The 12,261-nt window shown below is 71.9% G+C and carries 16 protein-coding genes; 8 read left to right on the top strand and 8 right to left on the bottom strand.

Annotated features, from left to right (window positions below):
* Positions 1 to 3: 3 nt before the first annotated feature.
* A complete protein-coding gene (locus tag IH26_RS0105980) occupies positions 4 to 510 on the bottom strand; it encodes a hypothetical protein (RefSeq protein ID WP_030435092.1) in 507 nt (168 codons plus the stop codon).
* A 390-nt stretch (positions 511 to 900) separates the two neighbouring features.
* A complete protein-coding gene (locus IH26_RS0105975) occupies positions 901 to 1,587 on the bottom strand; it encodes an HAD family hydrolase (RefSeq protein ID WP_030435091.1) in 687 nt (228 codons plus the stop codon).
* A 52-nt stretch (positions 1,588 to 1,639) separates the two neighbouring features.
* Between IH26_RS0105975 and IH26_RS0105970 the strand changes: the two genes are divergently transcribed.
* Together IH26_RS0105970 and IH26_RS0105965 are read left to right on the top strand one after the other, a co-directional pair.
* Entirely contained in the window at positions 1,640 to 2,416 is a 777-nt protein-coding gene (locus tag IH26_RS0105970) for an aminoglycoside 3'-phosphotransferase (RefSeq protein ID WP_245664946.1), read from the top strand.
* A 22-nt stretch (positions 2,417 to 2,438) separates the two neighbouring features.
* Positions 2,439 to 3,179, top strand: a complete 741-nt coding sequence (locus IH26_RS0105965; RefSeq protein ID WP_030435089.1) for a YqjF family protein — start codon at positions 2,439 to 2,441, stop codon at positions 3,177 to 3,179.
* Here IH26_RS0105965 and IH26_RS55570 read toward each other — a convergent pair.
* Both IH26_RS55570 and IH26_RS0105955 read right to left on the bottom strand, forming a co-directional pair.
* Positions 3,122 to 3,598, bottom strand: a complete 477-nt coding sequence (locus tag IH26_RS55570; RefSeq protein ID WP_051807607.1) for a VOC family protein — start codon at positions 3,596 to 3,598, stop codon at positions 3,122 to 3,124. The genes IH26_RS0105965 and IH26_RS55570 overlap by 58 nt on opposite strands.
* A 44-nt stretch (positions 3,599 to 3,642) precedes the next feature.
* Positions 3,643 to 4,455: a helix-turn-helix transcriptional regulator gene (locus IH26_RS0105955; RefSeq protein ID WP_051807605.1), complete on the bottom strand. Its 813-nt coding sequence runs from the start codon at positions 4,453 to 4,455 to the stop codon at positions 3,643 to 3,645.
* A gap of 58 nt (positions 4,456 to 4,513) precedes the next feature.
* Between IH26_RS0105955 and IH26_RS0105950 the strand changes: the two genes are divergently transcribed.
* Together IH26_RS0105950 and IH26_RS0105945 are read left to right on the top strand one after the other, a co-directional pair.
* Positions 4,514 to 4,927, top strand: a complete 414-nt coding sequence (locus tag IH26_RS0105950; RefSeq protein ID WP_051807603.1) for a metalloregulator ArsR/SmtB family transcription factor — start codon at positions 4,514 to 4,516, stop codon at positions 4,925 to 4,927.
* The gene (locus tag IH26_RS0105945; RefSeq protein ID WP_084598657.1) at positions 4,924 to 5,466 is read left to right on the top strand and encodes an SRPBCC family protein; all 543 of its coding nucleotides are present in this window, start codon (positions 4,924 to 4,926) and stop codon (positions 5,464 to 5,466) included. The genes IH26_RS0105950 and IH26_RS0105945 overlap by 4 nt, the downstream gene beginning before the upstream one ends.
* A gap of 52 nt (positions 5,467 to 5,518) precedes the next feature.
* On the opposite strand, the gene IH26_RS0105940 is transcribed toward IH26_RS0105945, so the two are convergent.
* On the bottom strand, positions 5,519 to 6,091 hold the full coding sequence (locus IH26_RS0105940) for a hypothetical protein (protein ID WP_030435084.1): 573 nt from the start codon (positions 6,089 to 6,091) through the stop codon (positions 5,519 to 5,521).
* Between the two features lie 150 nt (positions 6,092 to 6,241).
* Between IH26_RS0105940 and IH26_RS63820 the strand changes: the two genes are divergently transcribed.
* Positions 6,242 to 6,808 carry a GNAT family N-acetyltransferase gene (locus IH26_RS63820; RefSeq protein WP_051807601.1) on the top strand — a complete coding sequence of 189 codons (567 nt, stop codon included), beginning with the start codon at positions 6,242 to 6,244 and terminating at the stop codon, positions 6,806 to 6,808.
* A 75-nt stretch (positions 6,809 to 6,883) separates the two neighbouring features.
* Here the strand turns inward: IH26_RS63820 and IH26_RS0105930 are convergent, their stop codons facing one another.
* Positions 6,884 to 7,468 carry a phosphoribosyltransferase gene (locus IH26_RS0105930; protein ID WP_030435082.1) on the bottom strand — a complete coding sequence of 195 codons (585 nt, stop codon included), beginning with the start codon at positions 7,466 to 7,468 and terminating at the stop codon, positions 6,884 to 6,886.
* A gap of 178 nt (positions 7,469 to 7,646) precedes the next feature.
* Here IH26_RS0105930 and IH26_RS0105925 point away from each other — a divergent pair, with 178 nt between their 5' ends.
* Both IH26_RS0105925 and IH26_RS0105920 read left to right on the top strand, forming a co-directional pair.
* The gene (locus IH26_RS0105925) at positions 7,647 to 8,516 is read left to right on the top strand and encodes a PAC2 family protein (RefSeq protein ID WP_030435081.1); all 870 of its coding nucleotides are present in this window, start codon (positions 7,647 to 7,649) and stop codon (positions 8,514 to 8,516) included.
* Between the two features lie 92 nt (positions 8,517 to 8,608).
* A complete protein-coding gene (locus IH26_RS0105920; protein WP_030435080.1) occupies positions 8,609 to 9,403 on the top strand; it encodes a GntR family transcriptional regulator in 795 nt (264 codons plus the stop codon).
* 108 nt (positions 9,404 to 9,511) lie between these two features.
* Here IH26_RS0105920 and IH26_RS0105915 read toward each other — a convergent pair whose 3' ends face one another.
* Entirely contained in the window at positions 9,512 to 9,808 is a 297-nt protein-coding gene (locus IH26_RS0105915) for a hypothetical protein (RefSeq protein ID WP_157437070.1), read from the bottom strand.
* 219 nt (positions 9,809 to 10,027) lie between these two features.
* Here IH26_RS0105915 and mshC point away from each other — a divergent pair, with 219 nt between their 5' ends.
* Positions 10,028 to 11,221, top strand: a complete 1,194-nt coding sequence (gene mshC, locus IH26_RS0105910; protein WP_051807598.1) for a cysteine--1-D-myo-inosityl 2-amino-2-deoxy-alpha-D-glucopyranoside ligase — start codon at positions 10,028 to 10,030, stop codon at positions 11,219 to 11,221.
* 218 nt (positions 11,222 to 11,439) lie between these two features.
* On the opposite strand, the gene IH26_RS0105905 is transcribed toward mshC, so the two are convergent.
* The gene (locus IH26_RS0105905; RefSeq protein ID WP_030435077.1) at positions 11,440 to 12,255 is read right to left on the bottom strand and encodes an SCO1664 family protein; all 816 of its coding nucleotides are present in this window, start codon (positions 12,253 to 12,255) and stop codon (positions 11,440 to 11,442) included.
* Between the last annotated feature and the right edge of the window lie 6 nt (positions 12,256 to 12,261).

The following is a 12,261-nucleotide window of genomic DNA, read 5'->3' as shown; positions in this document are numbered from 1 at the left end:
CCTTTATGCCTGGAAGTAGCCCTTGATCTGCTTGCCGGGACGACCTTTCGGAGGCGTCGGCGGCGGGGTGGGGGGAAGCGGCGGGTAGCTGACCGCCGCGGTGACCGCGCGGACCAGCCACGCGTTGACGGAGATGCCCTCGGCCGCGGCGATCTGCTCGACGTGGGTCTTGAGCGCCTCGGGCATGCGCAGGGTGAGCCGGGTCAGGTCGCCCCCGTCGACCGCCGGCGGCACGGCGGGCGCGGCCGGCTCGACCGAAACCGGCTCGTCGACCTCGGTGACCACCAGGTCGGCCGAGCGGCCGCGGAGGCGCACCTCGACGGTGGCGTCGGAGAGCCGGGTGGTGATCTCGGCGGCCGCGTCGGAGAGCGCCTCGAGCAGCGCCAGCCGGGCCGACGACTCCAGCGCGTGACCGAGCATCTCGGCGGCGCGCGTGGTCTCCGGCCCACCGGGCGCCGCGGCGGCGGCCAGGTCGGCCCGGAGGGTCTCGAGGTAGGGCGTCAGGTCCATGCCACCACTATGACGTCATCGATGACGTCAGTCAAGCGTCACGGTGACATCTCAGGGTCGTCCCTGAGGCCGGGTGGGGCTATCCCCGTACCGAAATCTCCGCGTCTGCCTCCGACCTCGGACGGACGTCCCGCGCCCGTACGGCCGAAACACTGGTCCCTGCCGGCCGGGCGCATGCCCGGCCGGACCACAAAGGGGCAGCGAGCGATGAACAGCACGACGGCGGCACGCGCCGTCGGCGCCGGGCTGGGCACCGCGGTGGTGCACGCCCTGCACGGCGACGGCATCGACAAGCTGGTGTGCCGTGCGGCGGGATGGCTCTCTACCTGGTGCTGGCCGCCCTGGTCGGGGTCCTCGCCGCGGTGCTGCCCTCGATCCGGGCGGCGCGGATCAACGTTCTGACGGCAATAGCCGCTGAGTGATCAATAGATTGGCCAGGTAGGTGGGGTCCACCCCGACCAGCGAGCGGCGCAGATGGACCCCGTCGGTCGGCGGCAGCTCCAGCTCGGCCGGCACGGCCAGCACGACCGCCCCCGAGGCGACCGCGCTGGCCACGCCGGTCGGCGAGTCCTCGATCGCGACGCAGTCCTCGATCCGGACGCCGAGCAGGGTGGCGGCCGTCCGATACGGCTCCGGGTCGGGTTTGGGCATGCCGACCTCGTCGCCGCAGACCACGACGTCGAAGTTCTCCCGGCCCAGCGTGTCGAGCGCGGCCTCGACCAGCTGCCGGCCGGTCGAGGTGACCAGCGCGGTGGGCAGGCCGGCCAGCCGCACCGCGCGCAGCAGCTCGGCGGCGCCCGGCCGCCAGACCAGGCCCTCGCGGAACAGGTTGAACACCCGGGTGGTCAGCCACTCGACGTCGGGCTCCTCGGGACGGTCGGGCTGGCCCAGATCCTCCCGGAAGATCCGCATGCTGGTGGCCATGCTGCCGCCGACCATCGCGGCACGGGCCTCCGGCGAGAGCGTGCCGCCGGCCCAGGCGGCGAGCTCGTGCAGGGCGATCTCCCAGACCTTCTCGCTGTCCACCAGCGTGCCGTCCATGTCGAAGAGCACCGCGGCGGGATGTTGTGCGTTCATCACCGCCAATTCTCCCCGGCCGGTCGGGTCTCCGGGGCGGCCTGTGACGCAAGTGGCAGAGTTGCTCATCGTGCAGCCGCCTTCGCCGTCCCCCGTTCCGGCCGCCGTTTCCCGGGTGGCCGCCGGTCGCCCGCTTCGCCAGGTCTGGATCAATCAACTCGGCGGTCTGACCTACGAGATCGCCGGACTTTTCATGAAATTTGCCCCCGCGGGCAGCGGCCTCCCCCTGCGCCAGGAGGCGGAGCGCCTGCGCTGGGCCGCCCGCTACACCCCCGTCCCCCGGGTGGTCGGCGAGGGCGAGGACGACACCGGCTTCTGGCTCATCACCGAGGCGCTCCCGGGCCGCTCGGCCGTCGACCCTTTCTGGCGGAAAAACCCCGAAAAAGCGGTCCAAGCGATCGCGTACGGGCTGAAAAAGCTCCACGAGACGCTCCCGCTCGACGAATGTCCCTTCGACTGGGGCGTCGAGCACCGCCTCTCGCTGAGCCCCCGCGACCTCAGCGGCGCCGACCCGATCCACCGCGACCTCCCGATCGAGGAGGCCTGGCGGCGGGCCACCACGCCCCCGCCGATCGACCGGCTGGTCGTCTGCCACGGCGACCCGTGTGCCCCGAACACCCTGATCGGCGACGACGGCCGCTGGTCCGGCCACGTCGACCTGGCCACGATGGGCGTCGCCGACCGCTGGGCCGACCTGGCCGTCGGCTCGTGGAGCCTGGACTGGAACTACGGGCCCGGCTGGGAGCCGCTGTTCTTCGCCACGTACGGCATCGACCCGGACCCGGAGCGGATCGCGTACTACCGCCTGCTCTGGGATCTCGGCCCGTGACCGAAGGGCGTAACTTCGTGCCATGCGGGTCGAAGAGATCACCCCCACCACGCCGCGCTCGGTGCGCCGGTCCCTGCTGGTGCAGCGCTGGACCGACCTGACCTTCCTGCACTGGCCGGCCGACCCGGCGCTGGTCGCCCCGCTGCTGCCGGCCGGGTGCCGGCCCGACGTGCTCGACGGCGTCACGTACGTCGGCCTGATCGCCTTCCGGATGGTGGGGGTCGGCTTCCTGAGCGGCCCCGGCGTGCCGTATCTCGGCACGTTCCACGAGACCAATGTGCGCCTCTACAGCGTCGACGAGAACGGCCACCGCGCCGTCGTCTTCCTGTCGCTGGACGCCGAGCGCCTGCTGCCGGTCCTCACCGCCCGGGCGTGGCTGCAATTGCCGTACATGTGGGCGCGGATGCGGATGAACCGCGCGGGAAACGTCCTCACCTACACGTCCCGGCGCCGCTGGCCGGGCCCGCGCGGCGCCGCCTCGTCGCTTTCCGTGCGCGTCGGCGACACCATTGCGGAACCGACCCCGCTGGAGCATTTCGTCACCGCCCGATGGGGCCTGCACACGCGCGCCTGGGGCCGCACGATCCACCTCCCCAACGAGCATCCACAATGGCCACTGCACCGCGCCGAGCTGCTCTCCCTCGACGACTCCCTGATTCCGGCCACCGGCCTGCCGCGCTTCACCGAGCCGCCGGTCAGCGTCCTCTACTCCCCCGGCGTGCCGGTCACTTTCGGAAAACCACTTCCGCCGTACGGGAAATAGCCGGCCCAAACGGTGCCGTACCAGTCGGCCGGGTCGGTGTCCCGGAGGTGCTCGCAAACCACCCACGTCTGCCCCTCGGGGTCGGCCAGAACGGCTTCGCGCACACCCCACGGTCGTTCTCGCGGTTCTTCGAGCACCGTACCGCCGGCCTCGGCGGCCCGTCCGCAGGCGGCCACGACATCGTCCACGAACACCTGGGTCACGCTGGTGGAGCCGGCGAACATACCGCCCTTACGGGCCAGCAGGACGATGGATCCGCCGCGCGCGAGCTCGACGTGCCCGACCCAGCCGTCCGGCAGCGCCGCGCGGACCACCGGCCGCATCAGTAGAACAGTCGTGAGCCACTCCGCCGCGGCCACCGGATCGTCGTACAGGACGCAGGGCACCACGACCGGATATCCCCTCGCCGGGTCGTACATCTCGACCACCCCCTTCGGCCCCGGACGGTAACGGGACCGGGCGGTCAGGGTCTTGTCGAAAATTGACCCGGCGTGATGCCGGAGAACCGGCGGAACTCGCGCGTCAAGTGCGCCTGGTCGGTGTAGCCGCACTCGGCCGCGACGACCGCCGGAGTAACCGCATGACCGCGTAATCTCCGCGCCGCGGACTCGTACCGCAACACGCGCGCCGCTCGCTTCGGGGTGAGCCCCACCTCGCGGCGGAACAGCCTGGTCAGGTGCCGGTGACTGCAGCCGGCCTCGGCGACCAGGTCGCCGATGCGCACGGCGCCACCGGCCCGGCGCAGCGAGGCCCACGCTTGCCGCACGGCCGGCGACCGGCCGCCCGCCCTTCGCAGCCGCTCGCCGAGGACCTCGTCCAACGCGGCGAATCGCTGCTCCCAGCCTTCCGCGGCCCCCAGCACGGCCCGCCACCGCCCGGCCTCGGCGCCGATCAGATCGCGCAGGCCGACCACCCGATTGGTCAGTTCGTGCATCGCCACGCCCAGGAGCACGGCGGCGGTCTGCGGGCTGAGGCGCACCTGAACGCCGATCTGCCGGCCCTCGTACACGGTGTGCACCGGCCGCTCGTGCAGACCCACGACGAACGAACCGAACGGCGCCGGCCGCCCGGCGCCCGCGTACGCCTGGGCCAGGAACGGATCCGCCAGGCCGACGACCAGGATGACCTCCCCGGACGGGGTCTCCCAACGCTCGGCTGGCACCGTGGCCGACTCCCGGTAGCCGCGGTAGCCCAGGAGCGCGCCCGCGAGCGACTCGGCCGGAGCTCGTTCGACCCGCGTCCCGGCCGGCGGCGCGTCGCGCACCCCCAACAGCATGCGGCAATGCTAGTCGGGCTGTTGCCTGACGCGTAACACGTTGGTTACGCTTCCCGGCGTGGACGAGGTGGCCGGCGCGATCGCCGATCCGGTGCGGCGGGAGATCCTGCTGATGCTGCGCGGCGAGCCGCTGTCGGCCGGGCAGATCGCCGACCGGTTCGCGATCAGCCGGCCCGCGGTCAGCCGGCACCTGCGCGTGCTGCGCGAGGCCGGGCTGGTCCGCGACACCGCCGACGGCCGCCGCCGGGTCTACGAGTTGGTCACTGCCCCGCTCGCCGAGCTGGCCGGCTGGCTGACCCGGCTGACCGGGCCGGCCGGCTGGCAGCACCGGCTGGACGCGCTGGAGACCGAGGTCTACCGCACCCGGCGCGAGCGGCGCGCCCAGCCTTCTTCACGCTCGACAAGCCCGACAAATCAGACAAGCTCGACAAGCTCGAAGAGTTCGAAGAGTTCGAAAAGGGAGACCGCATGAGCCCGACCCCCACCGGCCGCCTGTTCGGCAACGACCTGGTGCTCACCCGCACGTTCCGCGCCCCCGTCGACGACGTCTGGGCCAGCCTCACCGACCCGGCCCGAACCGCCCGCTGGTTCGGCCCGTGGGAGGGCGACGCCGCGCCCGGCCGCACCATCAAGGTCCAGATGGCCCACGAGGAGGGCAAGCACTGGATGGACTTCACCATCGACGCCTGCGACGCCCCGAACCGCCTCTCGGTCTCGGCCGGCGAGGAGAGCGACCGCTGGCGCCTCGAGCTGACCCTGACCGAGACGGCGGGGGTGACCGAGCTGCGCTTCACCCAGCACCTGACCAGCACATCAGCGGCCGGGGAGATCGGCCCGGGCTGGGAGTACTACCTGGACTGCCTGGTCGCCGCCCGGGAGGACGCGCCGATGCCGGGCGAGTATCTCGCTGGGCGAGTATCTCGCTGGGCGAGTATCTCGCTGGGCGAGTATCTCGCTGGGCGAGTATCTCGCTGGGCGAGTATCTCGCTCGGTGAGTATCTCGCTCGGTGAGTATCTCGCTGGGCGAGGGTTCGGGCAGTGCCGGGTTCTGATGCGGGTCGGGTCAGACCTTGGTGGGGAGGCGGCGGTGCAGTTCGGCCAGCAGGACCTCCGGGCCGGGGGACATGAGGCCCACGTCGACCAGGTAGGAGACCTCTCCGCCGCGGCGGCGCAGGCGGGGGCGGCGGCCCGGGGCGTCGCCGATCGTGGCGAAGTCCTCGGCGACCGGGGTGATCACCAGCTCGGTGAAGGGGCCCCAGCGGCGCAGCGCGACCGTGGCCACGCCGGCCCAGGGCAGGTGGACCGGTTTGCGGCCGGTGGCGGCGAAGTCCAGGCCGTGCATGGAGCTGTGCAACCAGCCCAGGCGCTGCCAGGCCAGCAGCAGGATGAGGGCGGCCAGCACCACCGGGACGATCAGGGCCGCCTCCAGGTAGGTGACGATGGCGTTGCTCGACGGGGCGTCGCCGATCGCGTACCTGATCAGCAGGTGCAGGGCGAGGGCGGTCACCCAGACGGCGGCGATCACCCAGAGCATCGTCACGAAGACCATGGCGCGGGGCTGGAAGAACGTCACGGTGTCGTCGGCCGGGCCGAGAACCTCGTCGAGGTGCGGCGATCGGGCTCGGGCGGTGGTCACCGTTGCAGTATGCGGGTTTTTGCGGTCCTTTACGCCGGTGACCGGAATTATGGCGCTATGGCTGGCGAGCACATCACGAGGCCGCCTGGAGAGCGGGCGGGTCAGCCTGCAGGCCGGGCGCAGGCGGGCCAGCCGTCGGGCCGGGAGCCGGTGAGCCAGGGGCAGGCGGGCCGGGAGCCGGTCGGCCAGGGGCAGGCGGGCCGGGAGCCGGTCGGCCAGGGGCAGGCGGGCCGGGAGCCGGTGAGCCAGGGGCTGGCGGGCGGCGGGCTGCGGGTGGTGTGCCTCACCGCGCTGGGGGACCCGCTGCTCGCGGGGGCGGCGGCCCTCTTCGACGAATACCGCCAGCACTACGGGGCGAACCCCGCGCCGGAGGCCGTGACCTCGTGGATGCGGGAGCTGGTGCTGTCCGGGAAGGGGCGGATCTATGCGGCCGGCCGCGGGGACCGGGCGATCGGCATCTGCTCGACCGCGGTGGTGCCGGCGGCGCTGACCCTGCGGACCGTCTGGCTGGTGCGGGACCTGTATGTGGCGCCGGACATGCGGCGGCACGGCGTGGCCCGGGCACTGCTCACCCACGTCGCCGACGACGCGCGGGCGGCCGGCGCGCATCGGCTGTCGCTGCGCACGGAGACCGCCAACACGCAGGCCATCGCGTTGTACGCGCGGAACGGGTTCGACCTGCTGAGCGATGTGGCCGTGATGGAGCGGCTGCTCTGACCATGCAGGACAGCCCGGCAGCCGCGCGCGGAGGGTGAGCTGCACCCAGCCGATGCGCCACGGCGAGGGCGGCCGTTATGCGGTCGGGGACGGCGTCAGCCTCGTACTCCCCGATGGTTTTTCGGCAGCAAGGACGGCCGCGCAGCGCAAGTTGCGGTATTTGCCCTGGTGATCCAGGCCGTAGCCGACGATCAGGCCCGGGCCGACGTCGAAGCCGATGTGCGTCGGGGTGTCGGCGAAGCGGGCCACGTCGGGCTTGCGGAGCAGCGCGCAGACCGCGATCGTCGCGGGGTGGCGCTGGGCCAGGTTGCTGATCAGCCAGCTCATCGTGAGGCCGGTGTCGATCACGCCGTCGACGATGACCACGTCGCGGCCGGCGATGTCGACGTCCAGGTCCTTCAGCAGGCGGACCGAGCCGGACGCGCGGTTGTGCGTGCCGTAGGACTTGATCGCCATCCAGCCGATCTCGACCTGGTCGGGATAGGCCCTCGCGAGATCGACCGTGAAAGTGGCTGCGCCACCCAAGACTCCGACCAGCACGGGTGTACGCCCGGCGAGTTCCCGATGCAGCTCCCCGGCCAGCGCGGCGACCCGGGCCAGGATCTGGTCCTCGGTGAGGATCACCGCTTCGAGCTCGTCCGCCACGTGGCTCGCGTCCACGTCGTGCCCCCTCCGCGCCGGTTCCCGGTGATCCTTTCACGGCCGCGTGAACGATGGCTGGCCCGATCGTGGTTCGCGTCTGATTTGCCGCGGTTTGTTGGGGTGATCTCCGCCCATGGGGGGCGGGGGTGGCGCGGCCGCCGAGTGGTGCAGGCGGGGCGCACGTAGGCTGTCAGGCATGACTGAGTTCGACGGCCTCCCGCTGCTTCGCTCCCCTGTGGCCATCGCCGCCTTCGAGGGCTGGAACGACGCTGCGGACGCTTCCACCGCGGCCGTGGAACACCTCGAGCAGGTCTGGCAGGCCCGGGAGATCACCACCATCGACCCTGAGGACTTCTACGACTTTCAGGTGAGCCGGCCGACCATCACCATGGCCGAGGGCGAGACCCGCAAGATCGAGTGGCCGACCACCCGCTTCACCGTGGCGAGCCCGCCCGGCGCCGACCGGGATGTGGTGCTGATCCGCGGCATCGAGCCGAGCATGCGCTGGCGGACGTTCTGCGAGCAGGTCCTCGAGGTCTGCCACAGCCTCGAGGTCAACCGGATCGTGCTGCTGGGCGCCCTGCTCGCCGACGTGCCGTACACGCGCCCGCTGCCGATCAGCGGCTCGGCCAGCGACAACGACATCGCCGACAAGTACAAGGTGGTGCCGACCCGGTACGACGGGCCGACCGGGATCGTCGGGGTGCTGCACGAGGCGGCCGGCCGGGCCGAGCTGGAGGCGCTGTCGTTCTGGGTGCACGTGCCGCACTACGCGAACAACCCGCCCTGCCCGAAGGCGACGCTGGCGCTGCTGAGCCGGCTGGAGGACGTGCTCGACCTGCCGGTGCCGATCACCGACCTGGCCGAGGAGGCGGACGAGTGGGAGAAGCGGGTGCGAGCCGCCGCCGAGCAGGACGCGGAGCTCGGTGAGTACGTGCGGGAGCTGGAGGAGCGGGTCGGCGACGAGGGCATCCAGCCGCTGACCGGCGACGAGATCGCCAGCGAGTTCGAGAAGTACCTGCGGCGGCGCGGCGGCTCGGCCGGCCCCACCGCCGGTTCCTGGTAGGCACTCCCCGGCGTGTCGCAGTCCGCTGCGCCATGTCCCGTACGGCATCCTAGGAACCTAGGGTCTTAGGGTCTTTCGGCTGGAGGTCGGCGATGACCATCAATCCGGGCGCCGCGGAGTTTCCGCATCGGCAGATCGCGGCACAGCTCAAGGAACGCATCCGGCGCGGGGACTGGCAGCCCGGCGAGCGGCTGCCGTCGATCCCGGCGATGGCCGAGATGTTCGGGGTGGCCAAGCAGACCGTGCAGCGGACCGTGGACCAGCTGCGGGTCGAGGGCATCCTGATCACCAAGCCGGGGTCGGGGACGTACGTGCGGGGCACCCGGCGGCGGCTCAACCGGCTATCCCGGGGGCGGTACGGCGCCCACCGCGGTTACCACGCCGACCTGGCCGCGCGATACCGGCAGCAGCTGGTCTCGGTCGGGCGGGAGCCGGCGCCGCCGGAGGTCGCCGATGCGTTCGGCGTACGCGACGGCACCGAGCTGCTGGTGCGGCGGCACATCGTGCGCACCGACGACGCCACCGTCGAGCTGGGCGCGTCGTGGTTCCGGGTGGCCGAGACCTCCGGGACGTCCCTGGAACGGGCCGAGGCCTTCGGCCGGCCGCTCTACCAGGAGGCCGAGGAGGCGCTCGGCAAACGGTACGCGTCGGCGACCGACACGATCAGCGCCCGCCAGCCGAGCCGGGACGAGGCGGAGATCCTGCAGATCCGGCCGGACACCCCGGTGCTGCACCTGCTGCACGTGGCCTTCGACGAGACCCGCAAGCCGATCGAGGTGGCCCAGGCGACCTGGCCGGGCCCGATGACCACGCTGACCGAGGAGTACCGGATCCCGGCGCCCGTCCCGGACACCCCCGACTCGGACCCGGGTCTCGCGCTCGCCTGACCATGCAAAAGACGCTCGCCTGACCATGCAAAAGACGCTCGCCTGACCATGCAAAAGACCCGAGGGGCCCCGTACGGGCTCCCCGGGTCCTCCGGCGTGCGGCCTCGGTCAGAGACTGAGGCCGTCGCCACCGTTGCCGCTGAGCAGGTTGATCAGGCCGTAGGCGTGGCCTTCGTGGTTGCTGTAGTAGCCGCCGCCGAACGGGTAGTCGTCCCCGTCGTGGATGATGATGACCCGGGTGTTGCCGTCCCAGTTGTCGCCATCGTTGGCGGCGCCCCCACCGTACTGGTGATCGTGGTGGCACTTGGTGTCGTGCGAAGGAGCGGCGGAAGCGGGTCCCGCGAGAGCGAGGCTCGCGCCGGTGGCCAGAAGCAGGCCAGCGAGGTACATAACGGGACGTCGCATGATAATTCCTTTCGAACGAAAATAGGACCTCCGAAAGTCTGGCCTTGTGGGCCGACAAAAGTAGCCGATTTCCAGAAAGTACGACAAAAGCATAGTTTTACCGGATAACCCGGCGGCTGCTTCGAGGACGGTCTAGACTGGCGGCCCCCGGTCGGCCCCGGCGTGAGGTAAGCCTCAGGGCGGGTTTTCTGTCACACCGGCTCGATAGGCTTTCGGACCATGGACGCTTGGACCGGGCACGACGTGCCGACCCTGCCTGGTGCCGCGGTGGCGCCGCGACTGTTCGACTCGGCCCGGCGGGCGCCGGCCCCGAGCGCGCCCGACGGGGTCGCGACGATGTATGTCTGCGGCATCACGCCGTATGACGCGACCCACCTCGGCCACGCGGCCACGATGATCACGTTCGACCTGATCAACCGGCTCTGGCGGGACGCCGGGCTCGAGGTCCGGTACGTGCAGAACGTGACCGACATCGACGACCCGCTGCTGGAGCGGGCCGAGCGCGACGGCGAGGACTGGATCGTTCTCGGCATGCGCGAGACGGCCCTGTTCCGGGAGGACATGGAGGCGCTGCGGATCATCCCGCCGCAGCACTACGTGGGCGCGGTCGAGTCGATCCCGGCGATCGCCGGGCACGTGCGCGAGCTGCTGGCCGCCGGCGCGGCCTACACCCTCGACGACGGCACCGGCGACGTCTACTTCGCCGTCTCGGCGGCGCCCAGCTTCGGGTACGAGTCGAACCTGCCCCGCGAGCAGATGACGGTCCTGTCCGCCGAGCGCGGCGGCGACCCCGAGCGGGCCGGCAAGCGCGACCCGCTCGACCCGCTGTTGTGGCGCGGCGCCCGCGACGGCGAGCCGGCCTGGGACGGCGGCGAGCTCGGCCCCGGCCGCCCCGGCTGGCACATCGAGTGCGCGACGATCGCGCTGGGCCTGCTCGGCGACACGATCGACGTGCAGGGCGGGGGGAACGACCTGATCTACCCGCATCACGAGTGCTCGGCGGCCCATGCCGAGGTGCTGACGGGGGCGGCGCCGTTCGCGGGGCACTACGTGCACGCGGGCATGATCGGGCTGGCCGGCGAGAAGATGTCGAAGTCCAAGGGGAACCTGGTCTTCGTGTCCCGGTTGCGTGCCGACGGGGTCGACCCGATGGCGGTGCGGCTGGGTCTGCTGTCGGGGCACTACCGGGCCGACCGGGAGTGGACCGACGACGTGCTCAAGGCCGGCCAGGAGAGGTTGGCCCGGTGGCGGGCGGCCGCGGCGGCCCCCATCGGCCCGTCCGGCGAGGGCCTGCTGGCAGCCGTGCGCGAGAGCCTCGGCAACGACCTGGACACCCCGGCCGTGCTCTGCTGGGCATCAAGCTCTGACCCCGGCTCGCGCTGGTCGGTGGTCCTGCTGGGCATCAAGCTCTGACCCCGGCTCGCGCTGGTCGGTGGTCCTGCTGGGCATCAAGCTCTGACCCCGGCTCGCGCTGGTCGGTGGTCGGGCTGGGCTGCCATGTCCCGCGGGCTGCCTGGTCGCGGTGGGAGCGGCCGGTTGCGCCGGGCGGCTGGTTCCGCTGGGCGGCCATGGCCCGGGGGCCGCCCGGTCACGGTTGGGCACGGCCGGTTGCGCCGGCTGAGCGGCGGGGCTCAGACCGGTGGCCAGGGAATTGCCGGCCAGTCCTGTGGGGGCTTGGGGAAGCGGCCGGCTCTCAGCAGGCGGCGGACCCGCAGGCGCAGGTGCTGGACCTCGGAGAGGGTGAGGTGCTCCTCGAGGGTCTCGCCGAGCCGCGCCTCCAGGGCCGCGCTCAGTGACTGCAGGACCTCGGTCGCCTCGGGGGTCAGGGACTTGCCCGTCCAGCCCCAGAGGACCGTGCGCAACTTGTTCTCCACGTGAAAGCTCACGCCGTGGTCGACGCCGTGGATCGAGCCGGTCGCCGGGTAGAGGACGTGGCCGCCCTTGCGGTCGGCGTTGTTGATGACCGCGTCGAAGACGGCCAGGCGGGCCAGGCCCGGGTCGTCCTTGTGGGCCAGGGCGTAGGCGTCGCCGTCCTCGTCGCGGGCGTTGGCCACCGGCAGCCAGCCGTGCGGGACGTCGTAGGCGGGGACGAAGCCGATCATCGACTCGGCGTCGGCCGGCTCGTCGATCCACAGTTGCAGGGCGCCGACGCCCAGCGGGCCGTCGCGCAAGATGGTGGGTGGCACCAGGTCCCACCCGGTCGCCTGGGAGACCAGGAACGCGGAGACCTCGCGGCCCGCGAGAGTCCCGTCGGGGAAATCCCACAGCGGGCGCTCGCCGCGGACCGGCTTGTAGACGCAGCGGCGGGTCAGGCCGTCGAGGGTGATCTCGGCCCGCAGCGTGGTGTTGGACGCGTCGACCAGGCGGCCCTCGATCTCGATCTGCCCGTGGTGGAGCAGGTCGAGGGCCTCGCTCTCGGCGAGCGCGGCGGCGGGCTCGGTGGTCACGCGCAG

Source organism: Actinoplanes subtropicus (assembly GCF_000721705.1).
Taxonomy (GTDB): domain Bacteria; phylum Actinomycetota; class Actinomycetes; order Mycobacteriales; family Micromonosporaceae; genus Actinoplanes; species Actinoplanes subtropicus.
This window is presented reverse-complemented; position numbering and strand designations above follow the sequence as displayed.

Excerpts from the sequence above, each read along its gene's own strand:
- IH26_RS0105975 (WP_030435091.1), bottom strand. The coding sequence starts at position 1,587 with ATGAACGCACAACATCCCGCCGCGGTGCTCTTCGACATGGACGGCACG.
- IH26_RS0105925 (WP_030435081.1), top strand. The coding sequence starts at position 7,647 with ATGACTGAGTTCGACGGCCTCCCGCTGCTTCGCTCCCCTGTGGCCATC.
- IH26_RS55570 (WP_051807607.1), bottom strand. The coding sequence starts at position 3,598 with ATGTACGACCCGGCGAGGGGATATCCGGTCGTGGTGCCCTGCGTCCTG.
- mshC (WP_051807598.1), top strand. The coding sequence starts at position 10,028 with ATGGACGCTTGGACCGGGCACGACGTGCCGACCCTGCCTGGTGCCGCG.
- IH26_RS0105915 (WP_157437070.1), bottom strand. The coding sequence starts at position 9,808 with ATGCGACGTCCCGTTATGTACCTCGCTGGCCTGCTTCTGGCCACCGGC.
- IH26_RS0105955 (WP_051807605.1), bottom strand. The coding sequence starts at position 4,455 with ATGCTGTTGGGGGTGCGCGACGCGCCGCCGGCCGGGACGCGGGTCGAA.
- IH26_RS0105920 (WP_030435080.1), top strand. The coding sequence starts at position 8,609 with ATGACCATCAATCCGGGCGCCGCGGAGTTTCCGCATCGGCAGATCGCG.
- IH26_RS0105980 (WP_030435092.1), bottom strand. The coding sequence starts at position 510 with ATGGACCTGACGCCCTACCTCGAGACCCTCCGGGCCGACCTGGCCGCC.
- IH26_RS0105945 (WP_084598657.1), top strand. The coding sequence starts at position 4,924 with ATGAGCCCGACCCCCACCGGCCGCCTGTTCGGCAACGACCTGGTGCTC.
- IH26_RS0105965 (WP_030435089.1), top strand. The coding sequence starts at position 2,439 with ATGCGGGTCGAAGAGATCACCCCCACCACGCCGCGCTCGGTGCGCCGG.